This window comes from Paenarthrobacter sp. NPDC090522, from assembly GCF_044769225.1.
Lineage (GTDB): Bacteria > Actinomycetota > Actinomycetes > Actinomycetales > Micrococcaceae > Arthrobacter.
Genome location: NZ_JBIVXL010000005.1, coordinates 130807 through 153454, shown reverse-complemented (window position 1 = coordinate 153454; position 22648 = coordinate 130807). Strand labels below are relative to the sequence as shown.

The following is a 22648-nucleotide window of genomic DNA, read 5'->3' as shown; positions in this document are numbered from 1 at the left end:
CCAAGGTTCCGCTCTGGAACCTCCGGACGACGGTTCAGTACCCGGCACGCGACAAGACTGGCCAAAGGAAAAGTCATGTCGTGGTTAATCCTCATTCTTTCCGGAGCGCTTGAGGCCGTCTGGGCCGCAGCCCTCCACCGTTCCAAGGGCTTCCGCAGGCCCGTTCCCACCATCGTTTTCCTGGTTTCGGTCATCGCCAGCACTGGCGGTCTCGCGATCGCCATGCAATCCATTCCCACGGGTACGGCTTATGCGGTGTGGGTGGGCGTCGGCGTCGTGTTGACCTCCGCTTACGCCATGGTCACCAAGGTTGAACGTCCGACGGCGGCCCGCCTCCTGCTGCTCGCAGGCATCGGCGCGTGCGTGGTTGGCCTGAAGGTGGTGGCGTAGCCATGACTGCGAACACGAATCGTGAACCCGTCGTTGCTCCGGCGACGGGAGCGGCGAAGTCCGAACAGGCGAAGTCCGGAATTTTCTGGATCATCCTGCTCGCATCGGCCGTTCTTGAAGCCGTGTGGGCCACGGCCCTGGGCCTGTCCAACGGTTTTACTGTCCTGCTGCCAACACTGGTTTTCGCCGTGACCGCAACACTGAGCATGGTGGGCCTGGGCATCGCCGTTAAACGCATCCCCCTGGGCACTGCCTATGCCGTGTGGGTGGGCATCGGCGCGGCCCTGACGGTTGGCTGGGCCATGATCACCGGTGTTGAGCCGGCCAGCCCCTTGAAGTTGCTGTTCATCGCGGGAATCGTTGGCTGTGCTGCGGGTTTGAAGGCGCTGCCAGCCCACAAGACCGGGACGGATTCCGAGTAGGGTCCCGCACGCGGCGGGGTCTCAATCCATTTCGATGGATCGCTGCACATCATGCCGCTCGCACGGCACAGTGCGCAGCGAACCATCGAATCGGGCCCGAACGACGGATTCTCTGGCGAAACACAGGAATACCAGCGCGGGACGTCGGGTTCACGCCAAGGAGAGCACTGGCAATGAGACCCTATGCGTAATGGAGACCGTCATGACTGCAGTACACCTTGGCAATGACCTCACCGTGAGCCCACTCGGATTTGGCGGGATGGCGCTCACCCCCGTCTACGGCGGCATCGAGCCCGGGGAAGGCTTGAAAACCCTCCGGCACGCAGTGGAGGCCGGGATCACGTTCATCGACACGGCCGATGTCTATGGCGCGGGAAGCAACGAAGAACTCGTCGGCAAACTCCTCAAGGAACGCCGCGACGAGATCCAGTTGGCCACCAAGTTCGGAATCGAGGGCAACCCCGCGGACGGGTACACTGGCGTCCGCGGGGATGCTCCCTACGTCAAACAGGCGGCCGAAGCGAGCCTTCGACGCCTGGATACTGACGTGATTGACCTCTACTACCTGCACCGCCGCGACCTCCGCGTTCCGATTGTGGAAACCGTGGAGGCCATGGCGGAGCTGGTCCGTGAGGGCAAGGTCCGGCACCTGGGACTGTCCGAAGTGACAGCCGAGGAACTCCGGCAAGCACATGCCGTGCATCCCATTGCCGCGGTCCAGAGCGAATGGTCCATCTGGAGCCGGGATGTTGAACAGCATGTTGTTCCTGCAGCCAAGGAACTGGGGGTTGGCTTTGTGCCGTATTCACCGCTGGGCCGCGGCTTCCTCACGGGAACCGTGAACGCAAGCGACCTGGGCGAGAACGATTTCCGCCACAAGATCCCACGCTTCGGCGAAGGTGCCCTTGATGCCAACCAGGCCGTAGTGGTAGCGGTCCGCCAAATAGCCGGTCAGCTTGACGCAACTCCCGCCCAGGTGGCGTTGGCTTGGCTGCTCACGCAGGGCAAACGCCTGGGCCTCCCCGTGGTTCCCATCCCCGGCACGCGCAAGACGCAGCGAATCGACGAGAACCTGGGGGCACTGTCGCTCAACTTGGGCGAAGCGCACCTTGAGGTGCTCGACCAAGCCGCGAACGCCGTCGTGGGTTCACGCTCCGCCGACCCCAACTGGGTGTCGCAGGGCCGCGAAGCCAACAACGTAGGCTGAACGAATGGACTCGCTCATTCACTCACTCCGTGACGTCACCATTCGCAGCATCTCCGTCAGCGAGATGAACAACAACGTGTACCTGCTGACGTCCAAGGCGACAGGTGCCCAGCTGTTGATCGACGCCGCCGACGACCTCCCGGCCATCCAGCAACTGCTGGCCGAGTCGGCTGAGGACGCATCCGAGCCCACCAAGCTGCTCCGGATCGCCACCACCCACCAGCACTGGGACCACGTCCGCGCACTTCCGGAACTGGTGAAGGTTGCCGGGGCAACCACCTCTGCAGGAGCGGACGACGCCGATGCGTTGCCCGTTCCGGTGGATGTCCGCCTTGGTCATGGCGACGTTGAGCGGTTCGACGACTTCGAGATCCGGGCGGTCCACCTGCGTGGGCACACACCTGGTTCGATCGCGTTCGTTTACCAGGACCCGGAAGGGCCGGCCCACATCTTCAGCGGCGACTCGTTGTTCCCAGGCGGCGTCGGCAACACACAGAACGATTCCGCACGCTTCACGTCACTGTTGAACGACGTGACGGAACGGCTGTTCGACGCCTACCCGGATGACACGGTGGTCCACCCTGGGCATGGGCTGCCCACCACCCTCGGTACTGAGCGGCCACATCTCGAGGAGTGGCGCGCCCGCGGCTGGTAAGCCTCACATTGCGGGGCCTGCTTTGCGCGGTATTCCTTGGCAGGGCCCACGCCGCCCGGCTTCCCTGACTGAGCTTGCGAAGTCAGGGAGGCGGCGGGGATGCTGAGCGGGCCTTCCAAAGCAGGGCCCACGCAGGCAGGGTTCCCCGGCCGAGCTTGCGGGGCGAGGGAACCTGCGGGGACCTAGCGGCCGCGGCGTTCGTTCGACGCCGGAGCCGAAGCACGGCGCGGACCACTGCGGGCCGGACGACCCGAGCCCGAACCGGATCCCCCACGACCGGAGTTACCCGAACCGAACGATCCACCCGACGTACCGCCAGTGTTCGACGACCACACGGCCTTGTTTCCGCTGCCGCGCGTCGTTGTGGCAGAGGCAGAACGCGGAGCCGAAGCCGACCGCTGCCCACCGGAGGCACGCTGGCCCGTTGCCGGACGGCCGCTGCGGCCGTTCTGCCCCTGCGAGCCGGGAACGTCGTTGCGGTGCGTGGCACCCGACTTGCCGCGACCGCGTGAGTTGCGGGCGACGTCGTCGTTCATTGCTGCGCGGCGCTCGGCACGCGGAAGGTCCGTGCGAACCGGCTCAGCCGCAACCTTGCCGCGACCACCACGGCCGCCGCGGCCACCCGCAGTGGGGGCAGCCTGGCCGGAACGGCGGGCGCGCTTGCGCTGGGCGTTGGCGCCGGTGGACGTTCCGCCGCCCTGTTGTGGAAGCTTGGCAGCGAGCAGCGCGGCGCGGGTGCGGGGATCGACCTTGTCCGCAACCTCGCCCACGAGCTCGGCGACCAGCGGGGAGCTGGCGGTGACGCGTTCGAACGACACGTCCACGCCTGCTGCACGCATGAGCTTCTTGACATCCTGCTGCTGGTCCGGGAGGGTCAGCGTGACCACGGTGCCGTCGGAACCTGCGCGGGCCGTACGGCCGGAGCGGTGCAGGTACGCCTTGTGCTCTGTGGGCGGGTCCACGTGGATGACGAGTTCAACGTCATCCACGTGCACACCTCGGGCTGCGACGTCGGTGGCCACCAGGACGCGGACGTCGCCGCTGGAGAACTCGGCCAGGTTGCGGTCGCGGGCGTTCTGCGACAGGTTTCCGTGCAGGTCCACGGCAGGGATACCGGCATCCGTGAGCGTCTTGGCAAGTTTCCGGGCGTGGTGCTTGGTGCGCATGAAGAGCACGCGGCGGCCGGCACCGGAAGCCAGTTCGACGATGAGCTGCTTCTTGACGGTCTGGTCGTTGACCACGAAGACATGGTGTTCCATGGTGGTCACCGCGGCCTGCGGGTCATCGACGGAGTGGGTCAGCGGGTTGGACAGGTAACGGCTGACCAGCTTGTCAACGCCATTGTCCAGCGTTGCCGAGAAAAGCAGTCGCTGGCCCTGCTTGGGGGTCATGTCCATGAGCTTCTTGACGACGGGAAGGAAGCCAAGGTCCGCCATGTGGTCGGCCTCATCCAGCACGGTCACCTCAACCGACTCGAGGGTCAGGATGCGCTGGCGGATCAGGTCTTCGAGGCGGCCGGGGCAGGCGATGACGATGTCCACGCCGGCACGCAGGGCCTTCTCCTGGCGTGCCTGGGAGATGCCGCCGTAGATCACCGTGGTGTTCAGGCCCATGGCCTTGGCCAGCGGCTCAACCGTGGCGTTGATCTGGGTTGCGAGCTCACGTGTGGGTGCCAGGACGAGGCCCATGGGACGGCCCGGCTTGCGGAAGTAGCCGGCTTCGCGCTCGGCCAAACGGGCTACGAGCGGGATGGCGAAAGCGATGGTCTTGCCGGAGCCGGTGCGGCCACGGCCCAGGACGTCGCGCCCTGCCAGCGTGTCCGGGAGGGTCTTGACCTGGATGGGGAATGCCTCTTCGATGCCGTTTGCAGCGAGGGATTCAACGATTGCCTTGGGCGTGCCAAGGGCAGCAAAAGTAGTCATGTACTTCATGTCTTTCGGGCGGTGTCCAGCGACGGACATCGGCCCCCGACGCCGGTTGGGCCAGGGGTTCGCCGAGGAAAAGTCAGGTGGTCTACCGGTTCGCTGCAGCAGCGTTGGCCGGGACCAAATGGAACGCGTTCATCGACGCAGGATGTGCCTCTCACATGAAAAATGCCCTGCATTGCGCTCTCGCGAGCGAACATTCAGGGCGTCACCGCACATCAAGTGATCCCATTCTAGCAGGGCTTGGGGCCGCGCCTTGCATCGGGCCTTGCATCGGGGCGCCCCACGCACCCAACTAAGGGACAGCAAACGTTCCACTGAGCCCTCAGTGCGACGTTTGCTGTCCCCTAGTTGGGCTGGGTGAGGGAGAGTTCGGGTTCGCCGTCCCGGGCACCGGATGACACCGGGCGGGCGGCGACCCGCGGCGCCACCACAACCCCGACGACGGCGATGATCGCCGTCAGTGCAAAGACCGCCGCAAACGAGTCCGTCGTCGTAAATGCCGCGAAGACGAGTCCCGTCGTGGCGAGCGACAGGGCACCGCCGAGGGAATCGGAGATTGACATCGCAGCACTGTTGAAGCCTTGGTTGTCCGGCGTGGAAAGGGCAAGAGTCATGACGCTCAGCCGCGGGTACATGAGGCCCATGCCAAAACCGGCAAAGAGCCAGCCTGCAATGGCGACTGCGGGGGTGAAATTCAGGGCGGCCGTTACGAAGGCAAGCGCAATGGCCGCCAGCACCAGGATGGCACCCGTCCTCACAGCGAACGCATCAGCCAGTCGGGAACCGAGCCGGCCCTGCAAAGCCGAGGCGCTCGCCCAGGCCAGCGCCGCACCCGTGAGGGTCAACCCGGCGAAGGTTGGCGTGAAAGAGTATCGCTCGGTCAGCAGGTACGGCAGGTAAACCTCGGCGCCAAAGAATGCCGCCGATGCGAGCCCACGGGACAGGATGACGCTGGGAAGCCCGCGTCGAGCGGTCAGGGTCCCGCGCGGAACCAGCGGACGCACGGCGATCAGCGCGAGGACAAGCGCGACGGCGGCAATCGCCATACCGAAGCCGGGTACCTCCGCGGACAGGTTCAGTGCAAGGACCGTCAGTGCGGCCAGTGCAGCCCAACCAAGGCGTCCGAAAGCCCATGGCACGGGTTCCTTGGCGTTAGTCGGCGCCAAGCCACGCATGGCCGGCACCACCATGGCGAGCGCGGGAATGACCAATCCCACCACGCCGAGGAACACCCAGTGCCAGCTGGTCAACTGCGCCACCACACCTGCCGCGAAGGGGCCGACGAGCGAGGGAACCACCCAGGACGCTGCGAAGGCGGCGAAGATCTTGGCATGCAGGGCCGGCGGATAAATCCGTGCCACGAGGACATAGAGGGCAACGGTCATGGCGCCTCCACCAAGGCCTTGGACCAGCCTGCCAAGGACCAGCATCGGCATGATGCTTGCCATGCCCGCGATCAGCAGGCCCACCACGAACAATCCCACTGAGGCGTACAGCGGCGCCCGGGGACCCCGGCGGTCGGACCAGTTGCCGGCGCCCACCATACCCATCACACCCGTGGCCAAGGGACCGGCGAAAGCCAACGCGTAGAGGCTGGCACCATCGAGATCCCTGCTGACGACCGGCATGACAGTGGTCACCGCGAGGGACTCGAAGGCGCTCAGGAAGACGAGCGCACACGTGCCCACGGTGGCCAAGAGATAGGGACGGCGCAGAATACCGGCCGTTGAGGTGTCAGGGGTCATGCACGCTACCCTAGAACCTCAACTATTGTTGAGGTCAATTCACACGCCGCTGGAGGTTGGATCATGCCGCAGGTATCCGGTGACGCCCACCGGGCCCTCACCGTCGGTGAGTTGTCCGAGCGCAGCGGAGTATCGGCGTCGGCCCTTCATTTCTACGAACGCAACGGACTCATCAGCGCCGAACGCACGCCGGGCAACCAGCGCAGGTACGCCCGCGAGACGCTCCGACGGGTGGCTTTCATCAAGACATCGCAGCGCGTGGGCTTGCCGCTCAAGGACATCCGGGAGGCCCTGGATTCCCTGCCCAACAGCAGGACGCCCACCAAGCGTGACTGGACCAGGCTCTCCCTGCGCTGGCGAAAGGAGCTCGACGAAAGGATCGCCGCGCTCCAACACCTGCGGAACGATCTGGACGGCTGCATCGGCTGCGGGTGCCTGAGCCTGAAATCGTGCACCCTGCAGAACCCTTCGGACGAGCTCGGGGTTGGCGGTGCGGGCGCACAGCGGTGGAACACGCCCAACTGACTGGCAGTTGTGGTTGTTCCCAGAGCTGGGAACAACCGCAACTGCCAGTCAGATTTTGCCGGAACAGCAACAGGTCTTGCGCGCGTTTGCCGGCGACCGGCACGCTTGGGTCATGGCTGAACACACTCACGACGGCGGCACCCACCAGCGCGCGCACACTCACGACGGCGGCACCCACCACCACGGCGACCAGCAGGGTCGCTTGAACCTCCACGAGGACGCGGACAACGCCGTGGACATGTGGGACGGAATGTACAGGGAGCGCCCGAAGATCTGGAGCGGCAACCCCAATCCGCAACTGGTGCTTGAAGTAGGCAACCTGGAACCGGGCACAGCCCTGGACCTGGGCTGCGGCGAGGGCGGCGACGCCATCTGGCTCGCGAAGCAAGGGTGGCAGGTCACGGCCATGGATGTCTCAGCCGTCGCCCTGGACCGCGGAGCCGCACACGCCGCAGAGAACGGCCAGCAGGACCGGATCACGTGGCAGCAACAGGATCTGGCTGACTGGACTCCCGAGCCCGAGTACCACTTGGTCTCGGCACAGTTCCTCCACTCCCCCTTGCTGCCGTGGCAGGACTCCACCGCAAAGGCAGCGGCCGCAGTTGCGCCGGGTGGCACGCTCCTGATCGTTGGGCATCACCCGCACGGGCTTGCGCCATGGGGTCATCACCACGAACCGGGAATGTTCTACGCTCCGGACGAGCTGGCGGAATCACTCGGCCTGGAACAGGGGCCTTGGCTTATTGACGTCCTGGAAGCCCGGGAGCGGACCATCGACGATCCCGATGGCAACCCCGCGACCATCCTGGACACGGTCCTGCGGGCGACGAAGAAAGCCTAGCCTGTGCCGGGAGCGGCCCAGGCTCGGCACGCTCCGAGCCACTGCCGCGGCACTCGGCCTCCCAGCCGTCCGGAGCAATTCCAGCCCGAGCGCCGCCGGGCCGAGGCACCCACGCCCCGCTCCGGCGTCGTACTCAACATGTTTGCCGCTACGCACTTTGCGGCAGCAGTTCACCGTAGGGTGCCACCACCGTTCCCGTGGCAGTCGAGTCCGGGTTGAGCATCCAGCCGACGCGTTTGGCCGTGTTGAGCATGACCACGCTTTCCACGAGCTCAACGCCCGGGATGCGCTGCTGGATGGCGAGTTCCATTTCCATGACCTCGGCCAAGGTGCGCAGCCACATGATCATGGTGAAGTTGGTCCGGCCCGTGGTGGAGGCCGAGAAGCGGACGTTCCTGACGGCGCGGAGCTCGGTGGCCGCGGCCTCGTGCTGGCCGGCGGGGACGTTGGCGAACCATTGGACGGTGACGGGGTAACCGGAAAATTTCTGCGCGATCTCGCAGCGGAAGGACAGCATCCTGCTGGCGAGTACCCTGCCCAGTTGACGCTGGACCGTAGCTGGATGGCGGCCGAGGGCACGCGCAATCTCGGCGGCGGACGCGCGGCCGTCCCGGGCCAAAAACGGAATGAGGGCCAGATGGCTTTCCGGCAACGGCACGACGATGGCGTCGGGCGCGGACGGGTTCGCCGACTCCGGTCCGGCGAGCGCGCGGATGGCCTGTTGCTCGGCCTTGCTCAGGACGTTGAGCCGCCAGGCGTAACCGCTCGTGTGGATGCGCGTGCAGAGGGACGTCTGGTACTTGGTGAGCCCGCGGACTTCCTTCAGGCGCGGCAGCAGTCCAGTACTGAACTTGTCCAGGTCTTCCGTGATGACAGTCAGCGTGAGATCGCGGTTGCTGGCGGCTTCCTCGACAGTGATCACCTCGGGCAGCTGCGCTACGGCGGCTGTCACCTCGGGTCGGAGGTCCATTTCGCAGTCGATGTCCACCATGGCCAGGCACATGTTCTTGGGGTCGCCCATGAGGTGGGCGGTAGTCCAGGCGGCGCCGACCGCCCGGAGCCGGTCCCATCGTGCGGCCAGGGTGGTGGCGTGGACGCCCAGGACATTGCCGGCGTCGGACCAGCTGATCCGCGGTGAAATCTGCAGTGCGTTAATGAGGCGCAGATCTTCTTCACTGAGTTCCATACGTCCATTCTCTCGCAAAGGTGCATGAATCCTGCGTTCTTGGAGACTTCATGCGCATTTCCAGTTGTTTCAGAACTTGTGAAGCAGGTCACTACAGAATGGCATAAGGAACCACGTAGCCGAGCACCACAGGAGAACACATGACCATCGCCGCCGATGCCAAGGAACTGCAGGAAGACATCGTTCGCCTCCGCCACGACCTCCACCGCGAACCGGAGATCGGCCTGCAACTCCCCCGCACGCAGGAAAAGGTACTCAAGGCGCTGGATGGTCTCCCATACGAAATCACGCTGGGCAAGGACACGACGTCGGTCACCGCGGTTCTGCGCGGAGGTGCGGCCCACGCTTCGGCCGAGAAGCCGGTGGTCCTCCTGCGCGCCGACATGGACGGACTGCCAGTCCAGGAAACCACCGGCGTGGACTACACCTCCCGGATCGACGGAGCGATGCATGCCTGCGGACATGATCTCCACACCTCCATGCTGGCCGGGGCCGCGACCCTGCTGGCAGAACGGCGGGACCAGTTGGCTGGCGACGTTGTCCTCATGTTCCAGCCCGGCGAGGAAGGATTCGACGGCGCGAGCTACATGATCAACGAAGGCGTCCTGGATGCCGCCGGCCGCCGAGTGGATACCGCCTACGGAATGCACGTTTTCTCCTCACTGGAACCGCATGGCCAGTTCGTCACCAAGAACGGCGTGATGCTCAGCTCGTCCGATGGCCTGGTGGTCACCGTTCTCGGCGCGGGCGGCCACGGCTCGGCCCCACACTCGGCCAAGGACCCCGTGACAGCAGCCGCTGAGATGGTCACGGCCCTGCAGGTGATGGTTACCCGGCAGTTCAACATGTTCGATCCCGTAGTCCTCACGGTCGGTGTGCTGCACGCAGGCACCAAGCGCAACGTCATCCCAGAGACAGCCCGCATCGAAGCCACCATCAGGACCTTTTCCGAAGACTCGCGGCAGAAGATGATGATTGCAGTACCCAAACTGCTCAAAGGCATCGCAGCGGCCCACGGTTTGGAGGTGGACGTGGACTACCAGCAGGAATACCCCCTCACCATCAACGATGAGGACGAGACCAACACGGCCGAAAAGGTCATCGCCGGAATGTTCGGCGAATCCCGCCTCACCCGGATGGCCACTCCCCTGAGCGGCTCCGAGGACTTCTCCCGCGTCCTCGCCGAGGTTCCCGGAACTTTCGTGGGGCTCAGCGCCGTGGCTCCCGGTGCCGACCACGCGACGTCGCCCTTTAATCACTCGCCGTACGCAACGTTCGACGACGGGGTCCTCACCGACGGTGCGGCGCTCTACGCCGAACTCGCCGTTTCCCGCATCGCCACCCTTTCCGCCAACTAGTCCCACGGCCCCTTTGGAGAACCCCATGACCGCCACCGTTGGAACGTCCCCTGACGTCAAGGTCCACAAGTCCCACCTGCGCACGCTCGTGGGCACCGGCATCGGCAACGCCGTGGAATGGTACGACTGGGCCATTTACGCCACGTTCTCGCCGTTCATCGCCAGTGCCCTGTTCAGCACCTCGGACCCCACCTCGGCCGTGCTGTCCACGTTGGCGATCTTCGCCGTCGGATTCGTTGCCCGCCCGTTCGGTGGCTTCGTGTTCGGCTGGATCGGTGACAGGATCGGCCGCAAGACCTCCATGACCATCGCCGTTGCGCTCGGCGCGGTTGGCAGCCTGCTGATCGGCATCGCACCTACCTTCGCTGCCGTTGGCGCCTTCGCGTCCGTGATGTTGCTGGTAGCCCGCCTTATCCAGGGCCTGGCGCACGGTGGCGAGTTGCCGTCGTCGCAAACGTATTTGTCCGAGATGGCACCCAAGGAAAAGCGCGGCTTCTGGGCCACCCTCATCTACACCTCCGGCACAGCCGGCATCCTGGCTGGAACCCTTCTCGGCGCAATCCTCACGGCCGTCCTGAGCAAGGAGGACATGAGTGCCTGGGGCTGGCGAATCCCGTTCCTGATCGGCGGCGCGTTGGGTATCTATGCCCTGATCATGCGCTCCAAAATGAAGGAAACCGAAGCGTTCGAGGCCGAGGCTCCCAAGGAAAAGCGCGCTCCAATGTGGCCGCAGATCGTGAAGTACCGCAAGCAGGCGCTGCAGGTCATCGGCCTGACCGTTGGCCTCACGGTGGTCTACTACATCTGGGGCGTCGTGGCTCCGAGCTACGCAGCAACCACGCTCAAGATGGACCGCGGCGCGGCTCTCTGGGCCGGCGTGATCGCCAACATCGTGTTCATTGCAGCACTGCCGTTCTGGGGCAAGCTGTCCGACCGGATCGGCCGCAAGCCCGTGCTGATCATCTCCTCCGCCGGCTCGGCCCTGCTCCACTTCCCCATGACGTGGCTCCTGAAGGATTCCCCGTGGCAGCTCGCGGTGTCCATGTCCGTGATGTTGTTCTTCATCGCCGGCAGTGCCGCCATTGTTCCCGCCGTGTACGCCGAACTGTTCCCCACGCACATCCGCACTGTGGGCGTCGGCGTTCCGTACTCCATCTGCGTCGCCGCCTTCGGTGGTACCGCCCCATACCTGCAGACGTGGCTCGGCACCATCGGGCAGGGATACCTGTTCAACGTGTACGCCGTGATCCTGCTGGTCATCAGCATCGCGTTCGTCTTCACCATTCCGGAGACGAAGGGCAAGGACCTGACCGTCTAGGCTCTCCCAAGTAGGGGACAGCTCCTGTCGCTATGAGCCCACATAGCGACAGGAGCTGTCCCCTACTTGGGTTAAACGAAGCGGTCGCGGCCGGCCCGGTACCCGAAGAACGCCGCGAGCGAGCCCACCACCAGGAACAGGATTCCAGCGGCAGCAAACCCACCTGTTGCCTGGTGAAGCTGGCCCACCATCAAGGTGCCGGTGGAACCCAGTCCGTAACCGACGCCCTGCATCATTCCGGACAGGTGCGCGGCCGTATGGGCATCCCGGGTGCGGACCATGATCATCGTCAGGGCCACCGCCGTGAGTGAACCCTGGCCCAGCCCGAGCAATCCGGTCCAGATCCAGATCAGCTCGGTAGGCCCGAAAATACTCAGGGCAAAACCGCCGCCGGTCATGAGCGCCACCACTGTGTTGATGGCCCGCTGATCCTTGAAGCGTGTGGCCAAGGCTGGGGCAAACAACGAGCCGAGCATCTGAAGCACGATCGACACAGACACGATCAACCCGGCCGTGCCGCCATCCACGCCTCTCTCGCGCAAAATGGGCGCCAGCCACGCGAACACGCTGAAGGACATCATCGCCTGCAGCACCATGAACGCCGTCACCTGCCACGCCACCGCGGAACGCCACACGTTGACGCCTGATGCGATGGCATGGTGATGTACGGGGTGCTGCCTGATAGCCAGCGGCAGGAAAAGCAAAAGCACGACGGCGGCAGGCACCGCCCAGAACCACAGCGCCGATGTCCAGTGGCCGGTTGCCGTAAAGACCGGATACGTGAAGCCCGCACCGAGTGCCGCAGACGCGCAGATAGCCGTGGTGTAGAGCCCGCCCATGAGGCCCAACCGGTGCGGGAAATCCCTCTTGACCACTCCAGGCAGGAGCACGTTGCACAGTGCGATCGCTGCGCCGCACGCAGCTGTTCCCACCAGGAGCGTCGGCACATGGCCGGTTCCGGGTAGCTCGCCGGGCCGGATGAGGAGACCCGCCGTGAGGACTGCCATGGCCCCGAGAAGCACCCGTTCCGCCCCAAACCTGCGGGCCAGCACCGGGGCAAGGGGCGCGAAGACGCCAAGCAGTGTCACCGGAACAGTCGTCAGGACCACAACAGACCAGCCCGGCAGACCGGCGTCGGACGTTATTTCGGGAAGCACGGCGGAGAAGCTGGAGAAGACCGTTCGCAGGTTGAGCCCGATCAGGATCAGGCAAACCGCCAGATACGCCAGGCCGCGTTTGCCCCGTAGCTGGGTGGGGGCTGCTGCGGGGTCGTCGTCGATCTCGGCATCCACTGCGATCTCGGGCAAGGGCCTTTTGTTCACGGACATCTCTGGGCGCTGCGTGGACGAGGCCGGCTTCGGGGAGGAGGTCACACGTCCTATTCTGTCAGCCGGGCGCGATCGCAGTACTTTGGCCTGCTCACCTGATATGGCGATTCTGGCCACAGACCCGGCGCTGCAGAGCCAGCGGGGCAAAGTATTCTGGATAAGACATGAGTGACACCCCAGAAACCCCGCGCCCCATTACTCCCGGCAGCCAGGCCTCCTTCGGCACCTACGGCGGCCGGCCGGTCAGTTTCGTGCGCCGTGGAACGCGCCTCCAGGGCCGCCGGCAAGCCGCCTGGGAGGAACATGCAGAGCGATGGGCCATCCAGGTCCCGCGGCATGTAGCCAACACCTCGGTGCACCCGGAATACGTCTTCGACGCCGAGGCAGTGTTCGGGCGCAAGGCTCCCCTGATCGTCGAGGTTGGTTCCGGTTTGGGCGACGCCGTGGTCCACGCAGCGGAGCAGAACCCGGACAAGGACTTCCTGGCCGTGGAGGTCTACACCCCCGGGCTGGCCAACACCATCATCAAGATCAACAGCCGTGGATTGACCAACGTGCGCGTCGTGGAAGCCAACGCTCCCGAGGTCCTCGAATCCATGCTCCCTGCCGGATCCGTCAGCGAACTCTGGGTGTTCTTCCCGGATCCGTGGCACAAGGCCCGGCACCACAAACGCCGCCTCATCCAGCCTGCCTTCGCATCCGTTGCGGCGAAGGCCCTCGAAAAGGGCGGCTACTGGCGCATCGCTACCGACTGGTCCAACTACGCCGTCCATGTCCGCGAAGTCCTGGCGGGCTCAACAGAGTTTGAGAACATGCACGACGGCGAGCGCAGCGGCGAGGAGAGCCCGCTGACGCAAGTGTGGCAATCCGGCGTCGAATCCGTGGTGGGAGGTGCGCCGGTCAAGGAAGGCCGCGCCCCTGTCAGCACGGAGCACACCGGACCGAACGAGGGCGTTGACCAGGAAGGCGGCTGGGCTCCGCGGTTCGAGGGCCGCATCCGGACGAGCTTCGAGAACAAGGCGCATGAGGCCGGGCGCATGATCTTCGACCTCACGTACCGCAAGATCTAGCGAACGGATTTCGGGGGAACCATGAGCTACCAACCGCCCGCTGATTACTATCAGCAGCCGCCACGGACCCGGACACTTGGGCTGGGCGCGGGCATCACGAGCATCGTGGCCGCAGTGCTGTCACCGGTGGCCGCAGTGGTGAGCATACCCCTGGGGATCGCGGCAGTTGCCTCGCAGATCAGCCGCTACAACCAAGGCAACGACGCATGGTGGGTGGGCGCCCTGGCTTTCGCTGCCTTGGCAGTCCTCCTGGCCGTGGTGTCCATGGTTTCCGGACTGATCGCCGTGTTCCGGTCCGGCCGTATGAATGCCGGACGGGTCACGGGCATCGTCGGCCTCTCCATCATGGCCGTCAACGTGTTCGGCGTGGCATTCCTGGTCATCCTGCTGCTCGGTTCCGGGCAGGGGGCCTGACATGCCCCAGGTACGCGCGGAGAGGTTCATCCGGCTCGACCCCAAAACGACGTTTGCGCTCTCGCAGACCACGGGCGAATTCCGGCTCAAGTGGGATCCGTTCATTTCGGCGCAGTCCTTTGTGGACGGGGCCACGAGTGCAGGCAAGGGGGTCCGGACCAGGACGGTATCCCGCATGGGCCTGACGATGGTCACGGAATACGTTTCCTACACACCGCCACGCAACGTGGGCATGACGATGGTCGCCGGGCCGTGGTTCTTCGACAACTTCGGTGGTGGCTGGCGCTTCACCCCTGAGGGCGACGGCACCCGGGCTGTCTGGAAGTACACGTTCTCCTGCAAGCCGGCCTGGCTGAAGCCATTGGCCGAACGGATGGGGGCGAAAGTCCTGGGCCTCGAAATCGAACGACGCATCGACGCGTTCGCCAAGGCGTGCGAGGATCCGGCACTGGTGGCCGAGCTGCACGCCGCATCACGGCACGGAGATTGATGCCACTGTCTTATCCGAGTCGTCCCTCAATTCCACTCCCGCGATGCCGGTCAGCTGCACTGGCGTTGCACCGGTGATCTTGATCCGCCCACTCGGTGTGGCCGTCCACCCGCAGGTCCGTTCCTCGGCGCCGTCACGACCCTTCACCCACAGGTAAAGCGTCCCCTCAAGCGGCATGCTCCGGCCCTCGACATCCAGTTCAGTCCCCCAGGTCTTCTTGACCATTCCAACGGTCAACTGAAGGCCATCGCCGGACTGTACGGAATAGCTGGCGTCAGGCTTCTGCGGCTGGTTCAGGATCGGACCGGCCAGGACACCCACCGCGAGGCACGCCGCAGCGACGGCCCCCACAACAGCCGCCCACCGCCGTCGTGATTTCCGCCTGCGGGCCGAAAGATCAACCAGGAGGGCCTGCGGCGCGGATTCCAAGGGTGTGAGTGGTTGCGTTCCGCCAGCAGCAGTGAGGGCGACGGCGTCCGCTGCCGGGACGGCGTCGAGCAGAGCCGGGAGGCTCTCGAGTTCCTCCAACTCCTTGCGGCACTCGGCACAACGCGTGAGGTGGTCCTCAAAGGCGCGGGCCTCGTCCGCTTCAAGGCCGCCCAACAGGTAGGCCCCCAGCAACTGGTGGACGGATTCGCCGTTCATTTCTCCACCCCCATTTCGTCAAGGATCGTTCGGAGGGCCTTCACTGCGTAAAAGGCCCGGGATTTCACGGTGCCCGCCGGAATGTTCAGCTGCAGGGCTGCCTCCGTGACGGTGTACCGCTGGTAGTGCAGGGCCACAAGTACCTCGCGGTGTTCGTGGCTGAGCCTCAGCAGCGCCTCCTCCATGAGCACGCGGTTGAGGAGTTCGTCCACGCGTTCCGTGGCACCTTGGTCCGGGAGGTCATGCTCGCCCGTTTCCGTGGGGCGCCGCTGGGCTTTCCGGTAGTTGTCGATGATCACGTTCCTCGCGGTCCTGAAGAGGTAGCTGCGCAGGCTGCCCGTGATCTGCGGGGCATGCTGCCACACCTTCAGGATGGTTTCCTGCACGACGTCGTCCGCCAGATGCGCATCCGGCGTGCAACTCAGGACGAAGCGTTTCAGGGCCGTGCCGTGGTCGCGGTAGATCGCTGCCACCACGTCCTCGTCCAACGGCATAGCCACCTCCTTCGCTTGTCATCCCCTACGACGCGTTTTAGGCGCCCGCGGTTCACCCTTGAACCATTCTTCACCCGACGGCGTCGTACGGGTTAGCGCCGACCCGTCCGGCCGGCTCGTCATAGGAGCTAGGGATGAAAAAGCAATTCAGCATGGGAATCGGGGCACTTGCCCTCGTGGCCGCTTTGGCAGGATGCGGCGGGAGCCCGGGAACGTCCACGTCATCGACGTCTGCATCGTCCGCTGCCGCTTCCTCGGCGGCGGCTTCGTCCAGTCCCACCGCAGCTGCCGAAATGAAGGTGGCCTCTTCCAGCGCCGGCCAGATCGTGGTGGACAGCAAAGGAATGAGCCTCTACTTCTTCACCAAGGACGTCAAGGACTCGGGAACCAGCGCTTGCACCGGGGCCTGCCTTGCGGCTTGGCCGGTATTTACGACGACGGCGGACGCCCCCACTGTTGACGGCGTCACCGGGACCGTGGGAACCATCGCGACGCCTGACGGGAAAAAGCAGGTCACGCTGAACGGGATGCCGTTGTACTACTACGCCAAGGACAAGGCACCGGGCGACGTGACAGGCCAGGGCGTGAGCAACGTCTGGTACCTGGTCAGCCCAAGCGGCGAGATGGTCAAGGAGGCCGCGACGACGGGGTACTGAGGTTGATCCCTGCCCGTCCCCGCCGGAAACCCACCCCGTCCCCGCCGAGTTCGCGGCAAACCCCACCGTTCCCCCTCCGAGTTCGCGGCAAACCCCACCGTTCCCCCTCCGAGTTCGCGGCAAACCCCACCGTTCCCCCTCCGAGTTCGCGGCAAACCCACCCCGTCCCCGCCGAGTTCGCGGCAAACCCCACCGTTCCCCCGCCGAGTTCGCGGCAAACCCGCCCCGTCCCCGCCGAGTTCGCGGGAAACCTGCCAACATCCCGGAAATTTCCGTGCGAGCAGGCACGCTTCCCGCGAACTGGGTGCAGGCGGCCTCATCGCAGCGCGCGCAGAATCCGTTCCTTGAACGCCTGTTCCTGGAACAAGTCCTTCCATTCGATGCGAATGAAACGCCAACCATCTTCCATAAGGGCCTTCTCGCGGCGCCTCTCCTGAAAGATGACCTCCTCGGTTGGTTTGTAATCGAAGTATTTGGTCCGCCCATCAAACTCCAGTGCGAGTTTCTCCTCCTCCCAGGCGAAGTCCATCCGGTGCTCGCCCACTCTGGTTCGCACCTCGAACTGCGGCTCGGGCAGCCTGATGCGCAGGCGCTGCATGAGTTCCCGCGTCAGCGTCTCGCCGGCCGATTCTGCGCGAACATCGGCATTCTCCAGAGCCTTGCGCAGAATCCGGACACCCCGTTTGCCGGCAGAGGCGTCGGCCAGCTCTTCAACCAGGGCCCGGTTGGCGCCCAGCCGCAACCCGTGATCCACGATGACCAAGGCCTTGGGATAACTAAGCATCCGGGCACAGTCGGAAACCGTCCGCTCAAGCGTTGTCGCCCTCAAGCCACGAACCGTGCTGACCTCGTCCTCGGAGAAAGCTTCAGTGTGGGCCTGCACATCCTTTCCCCAGCGGTCGGCGGAGGGTCGGGCCGGGTGCAACACATGGACCTTGTCATTTACCCCGAACAAGAACAGCCCGTGAAGTCGTGCCGCAGACAGGTGGCTGTAGGTAAAAGCCCCGGTAGACGTTGTCAGGGTGCCGTGTGCGTGGGCAGCAATCCGTTGCAGGGCACGCTGGCGCGGACCCAAGGCATCCCAACGGCTGGTCCGGATGTAGCACCCGTACCTCAGCCGATGGATTTGCCCGGAGTCCAACAACGCTTTGATGCTTCGACTGTTGTGGCCCATGCCGAGCAACTGCTCGGTTCGCCACATGTTTCCGCGGGCAGGGAGTCCCCGAAGCTTGGGGGATCTGGACGTTTCCGGCGGTGTGCTCATCGACCCAGCATCGCCACACAACCGGGACGGACAGAAGGCTGAAATGAGCCTATGTGGACAGGCACGGGCGCCTCAGGAACCGGATTCGCCGGAAGGATGCCTGCCGTCCGGAAACTTCCGCGCGAAAAGGCAGTGTTCCCGCGAACCCAGCGGGGACAACGGCCGGCGACTCCCGGGTTCGCTGGAAACAAACCAGCACCCCCGGAAACTTCCGGGGGTGCTGGCAGGGTTCCCGCGAACCCGGCGGTGAGAAAAGGGAAGCCTACGCCTCCACGAACTCGTCGGACTCTTCGAACTCCACGGCCGCGATGATCTCCTTCGTCTCCGGGTGGATCATGAAAGCCTCGTCTTCGTCCTCGATCATGACGTAGTCGCCGTGGTCGGTGGAGAAATGCCACGCCAGCGTAGTGACACCGTCGTGCTCGTAGTTGGGGTCGCCCATGGTGATCTTCTTCAGGGCGTAGCCGGCAACGTCGCACAGTTCGCGGATGATGACCTCGAACTCGGGTGCGTTGGCGAGGGCTTCTTCCTCGGCCTCGGCCCGGCGTTCTTCCAGGTCGGGGATGAGGGCAACACGCTCGGCAATGTGTGCCTCGATATCCTCCTCGGACAGGACCAGCAGGCCGGGCTGGCTGCGAAGGTAGTCGGCGTTGAGGTCCACAATGTCCTCTTCTTCGAGCAGGGCTTCGAACTCTCCGTCGAGTTCATCCAGCAACGCCACCGATGCGGGCGTGGCCTCGGACTCGTCCAGCTCGCCATCGAGGTAGGCCTCAGCCTCGTCTTCGGACAACGCGTCGAAAGCAGCAGCGGTGCGGTTGAAAAGTTCCAGGTGCCGGGCAGCGCCGATTCCCACCAATCCAGCGCGGACAAAGGCATCCACTTCATCGCGCTCGGGGGCGGTGAACACGTACTGGGCAAACCCGCCGGCCAGTGCCTGCGTCAGGTAGAAGTCAACAAAGTAGCTGTTGAGCGCGGCCGGTGCGATTTCGTCGCTGTTGAGGAGCTCCGCGTACATCTCATTCACGACGTTGACGTTGGAATCCACTACGTCCCCATTGCCGGCTTCGACGGCGGTTTTGTTCAGGACGACGGGGTACTCGTTGGTAGTCATGGGAAATCCTCACTGCTGAAAGCTGATGGTGCTCCGGACACCTTCAACGTACGCGCGCGAATGGCGCCGCAATCGAGGTTGAGGTTAACGGTGGGCGAAGTTTGGGGGCCGCTCGGGGCTGACTAAGATTGAGCAGATAACCTCCTGCCGAAAGTAGCCGCCTGCATGCCGTCCCACCCCGATGACAATTGGGAACTGGCCATACAAACACCCGCCATTAACGACCGCTCCCTCGCGGCCGGACTGGCCTATGCCATGGGCAGCCGGGTCACGGGGATCACGTTCGATGCGGCCACGGGACTCCTCCTGGGCAAGGTCCGCGGCAACACGCCGCAGCCTTACTCCACCTCGGCAAAACTCGTCCGCAAACCCAGCGGCTGGAGCTGCACGGTGGGCATTTGCAGCTGCCCGGTGCGCAAGGACTGCAAGCACGTTGCCGCCCTCCTCTTCACGGCCGAGGACCACCCGAGCATCCGCGCCCAGCTTCTGGCCCAGGCTCCCGGCATGCAGACAGCCCGCCCGGACCAGGCCGGAACGCGCCCGGCGTGGGAACTCGCCCTCAACAGGCTGATCGCCAAGCCCGGTCCGACGCAAAGCCCCGCCGGGACTCAGCTCGCGTTGCAATTCGAAGTGGAGGAACCGGCAGCCCACTTTTCCTACACAGGTCGCCGCGACCCCGTGCGCAGTGTCCGGCAACTCAAGGTCCGCCCCATGATGATGGGCGCCAAGGGCAAGTGGATCCGCGGCGACGTGTCCTGGAACAACCTCAGCTACGTCAGCTTCCGCCGCGAGTTCAACGAAACGCAGGTGGAATGGCTGCAAACCTTCCTCGCCGCCCACGGCTCCCCCAACGGCCGCCAGCAACCGTCGGGTGCCATGTGGCTGAGCCTGAACGACTTCACCGGCAAAAACCTCTGGACTCTCCTCGACGAAGCAACAAAGGCCGGAATCCCGCTGATTCATGCGGCTGGGAGCGAGCCTGTCCGCGTCGAGTCCCAACCCGCCGTCGTCGGCCTCAGCCTTGCCCGGCACAGCGCGGCCCGGCCCGACGCGAACAGCACCACAAACGGAAAGCACGACGGCGGCCTGCAGCTCGCGCCGTCGGTGACCGTAGGTGGGGAGGAGGTTGATGCCGGAACCGTGGGCTTCCTGGGCAAGCCGGCCAACGGGATCTTCTTCACGCAATCCGGGGCGGAAACGCTGCCCGGAGTGACGTCGCAGAAGAACCTGATCACGCTGGCCCCGATCGATGGCGGCATCAGCGACGAGCTCCTGGAGTTCGTCACGGATGGTTCCACGCTGCAGATCCCCGCGGAGGACGAGAGCCGCTTCCTCACCTCCTTCTACCCGAAGCTTCGGCAGTCCACGCCCGTGCAGGCAGCCGACGAGTCAGTGGAGCTGCCCACGCTGGCAGTGCCAACGCTGTCCCTGCTGGCCAACTACGGCAATGACCACAAGGTGAGGCTGCACTGGGAGTGGCATTACACCTCGGGAACGCTGGTCACGGCACAGCCTTTGTGGCGGCATCCCGAGGACCGTGGCTACCGCGACGATGCCGCCGAGGCACGCATTCTCGAATCGCTGGGGCACCCGTGGGAGACCGTCCCTGCCCTGGCAGAGTCCGCCACCGGAGGTTGGGGTGCGCCGCGGCTCACGGCCACCGCGGAACTGGGCGGCCTCGACACCCTCGCGTTTACGGAAGAGGTGCTGCCGGCACTCAGGGAACTGCCCGACGTCGTGGTTGAAACGTCCGGCGACATCGCCGATTACCGGGAGGCGGAAGAGGCGCCCGTTGTGTCGATCTCCACCAAGGAGACCGCGAGCGGCGACTGGTTCGACCTCGGCATCGTCATCACCCTCGAGGGCGAACCGGTGTCCTTCGCCGCAGTCTTCTCCGCGCTCGCCGCCGGACAAACGCGCATGCTCCTGCCCAGCGGCGCCCACTTCTCCCTGGACCTCCCCGAACTTCATCAGCTCCGCGCACTCATCGACGAGGCCCGCTCCCTCCAGGACAACCCGGACAACAAGGACGGCAGCCTGCAGATCAGCCGTTTCCAGGTGGGGCTTTGGGACGAGCTGGCGCAGCTGGGGATTGTGGACGAGCAAGCAGCCGCGTGGCGGGAGTCGGTAGGTGGACTGCTCGACGACGGCGTGACCGGGCTGCCGCTGCCGGCCGGCCTTAACGCCGAGCTCAGGCCATACCAGCATGAAGGATTCAACTGGCTCAGCTTCCTGTACAAGCACAGCCTGGGTGGAGTGCTGGCCGACGACATGGGTCTCGGCAAGACCGTGCAGGCCATTGCACTGATGTGCGCGGCGCAGGAGCTGGCCGTGGACGGCGGAAACGACAGGGCGCCGTTCTTGGTGGTGGCCCCCACCAGCGTGGTCAGCAACTGGGCGTCCGAAGCTCAGCGGTTTGCTCCGGGCCTGGTGGTGCGCACCGTTTCGGAGACTTTCGCGAAGAGTGGCCTGTTGCCGTCGGAAGCGATGGCGGGTGCCGACGTCGTTATCACCTCCTATGCCCTCTTCCGCATCGACTATGAGGCCTACGCCTACTTCCAGTGGGCCGGGCTCATGCTTGACGAGGCTCAGTTCGTGAAGAACCACCAGTCCAAGGCGTACCAGTGCGCGCGAAAACTTCCTGCGCGGTTCAAGCTGGCCATCACGGGTACTCCGTTGGAAAACAACCTCATGGAGTTCTGGGCCCTCACCTCGATCGTGGCGCCCGGGCTGTTCCCCAGTCCCAAGAGGTTCGCCGAAAACTACCAGAAGCCCGTCGAGAAGAACGGTGACTCGGCGCAACTGGGCAAGCTGCGCCGTCGTGTGCGTCCGCTCATGATGCGCCGCACCAAAGAGCAAGTTATCCAGGACTTGCCGCCCAAGCAGGAACAGGTCCTGGAAGTAGTACTGAACCCGCGCCACCAGAAGGTCTACCAGACCCATCTGCAGCGCGAACGGCAAAAGATCCTGGGCCTGATTGATGACGTCAACAAGAACCGGTTCACGATCTTCCAGTCGTTGACCCTGCTGAGGCAACTGAGCCTGGACGCCTCGCTGGTGGACTCTTCCCTCTCCGCCGTCCGCTCGTCCAAGCTGGATGTCCTGTTCGAGCAGCTCGAGGACATCATCTCCGAAGGCCACCGGACCCTGATCTTCAGCCAGTTCACCGGGTTCCTGGGCAAGGTCCGCGAGCGGATGGATGCCGAGGGCATCGAATACTGCTACCTCGACGGCAGCACCCGGAACCGAGGCGACGTAGTGAGCGAATTCAAGAACGGCAGCGCGCCCGTCTTCCTGATCTCGCTGAAGGCCGGCGGTTTCGGGTTGAACCTGACCGAAGCCGACTACGTGTTCCTGCTGGACCCGTGGTGGAACCCGGCGTCGGAAGCACAGGCTGTGGACCGGACGCACCGCATTGGCCAGGCGCGGAACGTCATGGTCTACCGGCTGGTGGCCAAGGACACCATCGAAGAGAAGGTCATGGCGTTGAAGGCCAAGAAGTCGCAGCTCTTCGCGGATGTGATGGAAGGCGATGCCTTGGCCGGCGGTTCGTTGACGGCGGAGGACCTGGCGGCGCTGTTCGCGGAGTAGCCTCCCAACT

At 64.8% G+C, this 22648-nt stretch carries 21 protein-coding genes and 1 riboswitch; of the genes, 13 read left to right on the top strand and 8 right to left on the bottom strand.

Going from position 1 to position 22648, the window contains the following annotated elements; all coding sequences use genetic code 11:
• Positions 1–66: riboswitch (guanidine-III (ykkC-III) riboswitch) on the top strand.
• Positions 67–75: 9 nt separating this feature from the next.
• The 4 genes from ACIQT2_RS08035 to ACIQT2_RS08020 all read left to right on the top strand — a co-directional run bounded on the left by ACIQT2_RS08035 (position 76) and on the right by ACIQT2_RS08020 (position 2674).
• Entirely contained in the window at positions 76–390 is a 315-nt protein-coding gene (locus tag ACIQT2_RS08035; RefSeq protein WP_400336861.1) for a DMT family transporter, read from the top strand.
• An 80-nt stretch (positions 391–470) separates the two neighbouring features.
• Positions 471–812: a DMT family transporter gene (locus tag ACIQT2_RS08030; protein WP_400336959.1), complete on the top strand. Its 342-nt coding sequence runs from the start codon at positions 471–473 to the stop codon at positions 810–812.
• A 202-nt stretch (positions 813–1014) separates the two neighbouring features.
• Positions 1015–2019 carry an aldo/keto reductase gene (locus ACIQT2_RS08025; protein WP_402945280.1) on the top strand — a complete coding sequence of 335 codons (1005 nt, stop codon included), beginning with the start codon at positions 1015–1017 and terminating at the stop codon, positions 2017–2019.
• 4 nt (positions 2020–2023) lie between these two features.
• Positions 2024–2674, top strand: a complete 651-nt coding sequence (locus ACIQT2_RS08020) for an MBL fold metallo-hydrolase (RefSeq protein WP_400336864.1) — start codon at positions 2024–2026, stop codon at positions 2672–2674.
• A gap of 182 nt (positions 2675–2856) precedes the next feature.
• On the opposite strand, the gene ACIQT2_RS08015 is transcribed toward ACIQT2_RS08020, so the two are convergent.
• Positions 2857–4596 carry a DEAD/DEAH box helicase gene (locus ACIQT2_RS08015; RefSeq protein WP_402945278.1) on the bottom strand — a complete coding sequence of 580 codons (1740 nt, stop codon included), beginning with the start codon at positions 4594–4596 and terminating at the stop codon, positions 2857–2859.
• 350 nt (positions 4597–4946) lie between these two features.
• On the bottom strand, positions 4947–6347 hold the full coding sequence (locus ACIQT2_RS08010; protein ID WP_402945275.1) for an MFS transporter: 1401 nt from the start codon (positions 6345–6347) through the stop codon (positions 4947–4949).
• Between the two features lie 63 nt (positions 6348–6410).
• Here ACIQT2_RS08010 and soxR point away from each other — a divergent pair, with 63 nt between their 5' ends.
• Both soxR and ACIQT2_RS08000 read left to right on the top strand, forming a co-directional pair.
• Entirely contained in the window at positions 6411–6872 is a 462-nt protein-coding gene (gene soxR, locus ACIQT2_RS08005; protein ID WP_400336870.1) for a redox-sensitive transcriptional activator SoxR, read from the top strand.
• A gap of 112 nt (positions 6873–6984) precedes the next feature.
• Positions 6985–7713: an SAM-dependent methyltransferase gene (locus ACIQT2_RS08000; RefSeq protein WP_402945271.1), complete on the top strand. Its 729-nt coding sequence runs from the start codon at positions 6985–6987 to the stop codon at positions 7711–7713.
• 148 nt (positions 7714–7861) lie between these two features.
• On the opposite strand, the gene ACIQT2_RS07995 is transcribed toward ACIQT2_RS08000, so the two are convergent.
• Positions 7862–8899 (bottom strand): Lrp/AsnC family transcriptional regulator, encoded by a 1038-nt coding sequence (locus tag ACIQT2_RS07995; protein ID WP_400336873.1) that lies wholly within the window; start codon positions 8897–8899, stop codon positions 7862–7864.
• Between the two features lie 140 nt (positions 8900–9039).
• Between ACIQT2_RS07995 and ACIQT2_RS07990 the strand changes: the two genes are divergently transcribed.
• Both ACIQT2_RS07990 and ACIQT2_RS07985 read left to right on the top strand, forming a co-directional pair.
• Positions 9040–10257, top strand: coding sequence for a M20 family metallopeptidase (locus tag ACIQT2_RS07990; RefSeq protein WP_402945268.1), 1218 nt, complete (start codon positions 9040–9042; stop codon positions 10255–10257).
• A 25-nt stretch (positions 10258–10282) separates the two neighbouring features.
• Complete coding sequence (locus ACIQT2_RS07985; RefSeq protein WP_402945266.1) at positions 10283–11575, top strand: MFS transporter; 1293 nt, start codon at positions 10283–10285, stop codon at positions 11573–11575.
• Positions 11576–11646: 71 nt separating this feature from the next.
• On the opposite strand, the gene ACIQT2_RS07980 is transcribed toward ACIQT2_RS07985, so the two are convergent.
• The gene (locus tag ACIQT2_RS07980; RefSeq protein WP_400336961.1) at positions 11647–12903 is read right to left on the bottom strand and encodes an MFS transporter; all 1257 of its coding nucleotides are present in this window, start codon (positions 12901–12903) and stop codon (positions 11647–11649) included.
• A gap of 164 nt (positions 12904–13067) precedes the next feature.
• Here ACIQT2_RS07980 and trmB point away from each other — a divergent pair, with 164 nt between their 5' ends.
• The 3 genes from trmB to ACIQT2_RS07965 are packed head-to-tail and all read left to right on the top strand — an operon-like array spanning position 13068 to position 14877.
• Positions 13068–13973 carry a tRNA (guanosine(46)-N7)-methyltransferase TrmB gene (gene trmB / locus ACIQT2_RS07975; RefSeq protein ID WP_400336878.1) on the top strand — a complete coding sequence of 302 codons (906 nt, stop codon included), beginning with the start codon at positions 13068–13070 and terminating at the stop codon, positions 13971–13973.
• Positions 13974–13994: 21 nt separating this feature from the next.
• The gene (locus ACIQT2_RS07970; protein ID WP_400336880.1) at positions 13995–14387 is read left to right on the top strand and encodes a hypothetical protein; all 393 of its coding nucleotides are present in this window, start codon (positions 13995–13997) and stop codon (positions 14385–14387) included.
• Between the two features lies 1 nt (position 14388).
• The gene (locus ACIQT2_RS07965; RefSeq protein ID WP_402945265.1) at positions 14389–14877 is read left to right on the top strand and encodes an SRPBCC family protein; all 489 of its coding nucleotides are present in this window, start codon (positions 14389–14391) and stop codon (positions 14875–14877) included.
• Here ACIQT2_RS07965 and ACIQT2_RS07960 read toward each other — a convergent pair.
• Positions 14860–15522, bottom strand: a complete 663-nt coding sequence (locus tag ACIQT2_RS07960; protein ID WP_400336884.1) for an anti-sigma factor family protein — start codon at positions 15520–15522, stop codon at positions 14860–14862. The genes ACIQT2_RS07965 and ACIQT2_RS07960 overlap by 18 nt on opposite strands.
• Positions 15519–16016 carry a sigma-70 family RNA polymerase sigma factor gene (locus ACIQT2_RS07955; RefSeq protein WP_397323542.1) on the bottom strand — a complete coding sequence of 166 codons (498 nt, stop codon included), beginning with the start codon at positions 16014–16016 and terminating at the stop codon, positions 15519–15521. Before ACIQT2_RS07955 ends, ACIQT2_RS07960 begins: the two co-directional genes overlap by 4 nt.
• Positions 16017–16150: 134 nt before the next feature.
• Between ACIQT2_RS07955 and ACIQT2_RS07950 the strand changes: the two genes are divergently transcribed.
• Complete coding sequence (locus ACIQT2_RS07950; protein ID WP_402945262.1) at positions 16151–16672, top strand: hypothetical protein; 522 nt, start codon at positions 16151–16153, stop codon at positions 16670–16672.
• 316 nt (positions 16673–16988) lie between these two features.
• Here the strand turns inward: ACIQT2_RS07950 and ACIQT2_RS07945 are convergent, their stop codons facing one another.
• Together ACIQT2_RS07945 and ACIQT2_RS07940 are read right to left on the bottom strand one after the other, a co-directional pair.
• Positions 16989–17936, bottom strand: coding sequence for a hypothetical protein (locus ACIQT2_RS07945; protein ID WP_402945260.1), 948 nt, complete (start codon positions 17934–17936; stop codon positions 16989–16991).
• Positions 17937–18198: 262 nt separating this feature from the next.
• Positions 18199–19047, bottom strand: a complete 849-nt coding sequence (locus ACIQT2_RS07940; protein ID WP_402945258.1) for a hypothetical protein — start codon at positions 19045–19047, stop codon at positions 18199–18201.
• A 165-nt stretch (positions 19048–19212) separates the two neighbouring features.
• Here ACIQT2_RS07940 and ACIQT2_RS07935 point away from each other — a divergent pair, with 165 nt between their 5' ends.
• A complete protein-coding gene (locus ACIQT2_RS07935; RefSeq protein WP_402945255.1) occupies positions 19213–22638 on the top strand; it encodes an SNF2-related protein in 3426 nt (1141 codons plus the stop codon).
• Positions 22639–22648: the final 10 nt, after the last annotated feature.

What these genes read in the sequence shown, in the direction of transcription:
- ACIQT2_RS07945 (WP_402945260.1), bottom strand. Translation starts at nt 17,936, where the DNA reads ATGAGCACACCGCCGGAAACGTCCAGATCCCCCAAGCTTCGGGGACTC.
- ACIQT2_RS08035 (WP_400336861.1), top strand. Translation starts at nt 76, where the DNA reads ATGTCGTGGTTAATCCTCATTCTTTCCGGAGCGCTTGAGGCCGTCTGG.
- soxR (WP_400336870.1), top strand. Translation starts at nt 6,411, where the DNA reads ATGCCGCAGGTATCCGGTGACGCCCACCGGGCCCTCACCGTCGGTGAG.
- ACIQT2_RS08000 (WP_402945271.1), top strand. Translation starts at nt 6,985, where the DNA reads ATGGCTGAACACACTCACGACGGCGGCACCCACCAGCGCGCGCACACT.
- ACIQT2_RS08025 (WP_402945280.1), top strand. Translation starts at nt 1,015, where the DNA reads ATGACTGCAGTACACCTTGGCAATGACCTCACCGTGAGCCCACTCGGA.
- ACIQT2_RS07935 (WP_402945255.1), top strand. Translation starts at nt 19,213, where the DNA reads ATGCCGTCCCACCCCGATGACAATTGGGAACTGGCCATACAAACACCC.
- ACIQT2_RS08010 (WP_402945275.1), bottom strand. Translation starts at nt 6,347, where the DNA reads ATGACCCCTGACACCTCAACGGCCGGTATTCTGCGCCGTCCCTATCTC.
- ACIQT2_RS07970 (WP_400336880.1), top strand. Translation starts at nt 13,995, where the DNA reads ATGAGCTACCAACCGCCCGCTGATTACTATCAGCAGCCGCCACGGACC.
- ACIQT2_RS07990 (WP_402945268.1), top strand. Translation starts at nt 9,040, where the DNA reads ATGACCATCGCCGCCGATGCCAAGGAACTGCAGGAAGACATCGTTCGC.
- ACIQT2_RS07995 (WP_400336873.1), bottom strand. Translation starts at nt 8,899, where the DNA reads ATGGAACTCAGTGAAGAAGATCTGCGCCTCATTAACGCACTGCAGATT.
- trmB (WP_400336878.1), top strand. Translation starts at nt 13,068, where the DNA reads ATGAGTGACACCCCAGAAACCCCGCGCCCCATTACTCCCGGCAGCCAG.
- ACIQT2_RS07960 (WP_400336884.1), bottom strand. Translation starts at nt 15,522, where the DNA reads ATGAACGGCGAATCCGTCCACCAGTTGCTGGGGGCCTACCTGTTGGGC.
- ACIQT2_RS07980 (WP_400336961.1), bottom strand. Translation starts at nt 12,903, where the DNA reads ATGTCCGTGAACAAAAGGCCCTTGCCCGAGATCGCAGTGGATGCCGAG.
- ACIQT2_RS07940 (WP_402945258.1), bottom strand. Translation starts at nt 19,047, where the DNA reads ATGACTACCAACGAGTACCCCGTCGTCCTGAACAAAACCGCCGTCGAA.
- ACIQT2_RS07985 (WP_402945266.1), top strand. Translation starts at nt 10,283, where the DNA reads ATGACCGCCACCGTTGGAACGTCCCCTGACGTCAAGGTCCACAAGTCC.
- ACIQT2_RS08020 (WP_400336864.1), top strand. Translation starts at nt 2,024, where the DNA reads ATGGACTCGCTCATTCACTCACTCCGTGACGTCACCATTCGCAGCATC.
- ACIQT2_RS08015 (WP_402945278.1), bottom strand. Translation starts at nt 4,596, where the DNA reads ATGACTACTTTTGCTGCCCTTGGCACGCCCAAGGCAATCGTTGAATCC.
- ACIQT2_RS07965 (WP_402945265.1), top strand. Translation starts at nt 14,389, where the DNA reads ATGCCCCAGGTACGCGCGGAGAGGTTCATCCGGCTCGACCCCAAAACG.
- ACIQT2_RS07955 (WP_397323542.1), bottom strand. Translation starts at nt 16,016, where the DNA reads ATGCCGTTGGACGAGGACGTGGTGGCAGCGATCTACCGCGACCACGGC.
- ACIQT2_RS07950 (WP_402945262.1), top strand. Translation starts at nt 16,151, where the DNA reads ATGAAAAAGCAATTCAGCATGGGAATCGGGGCACTTGCCCTCGTGGCC.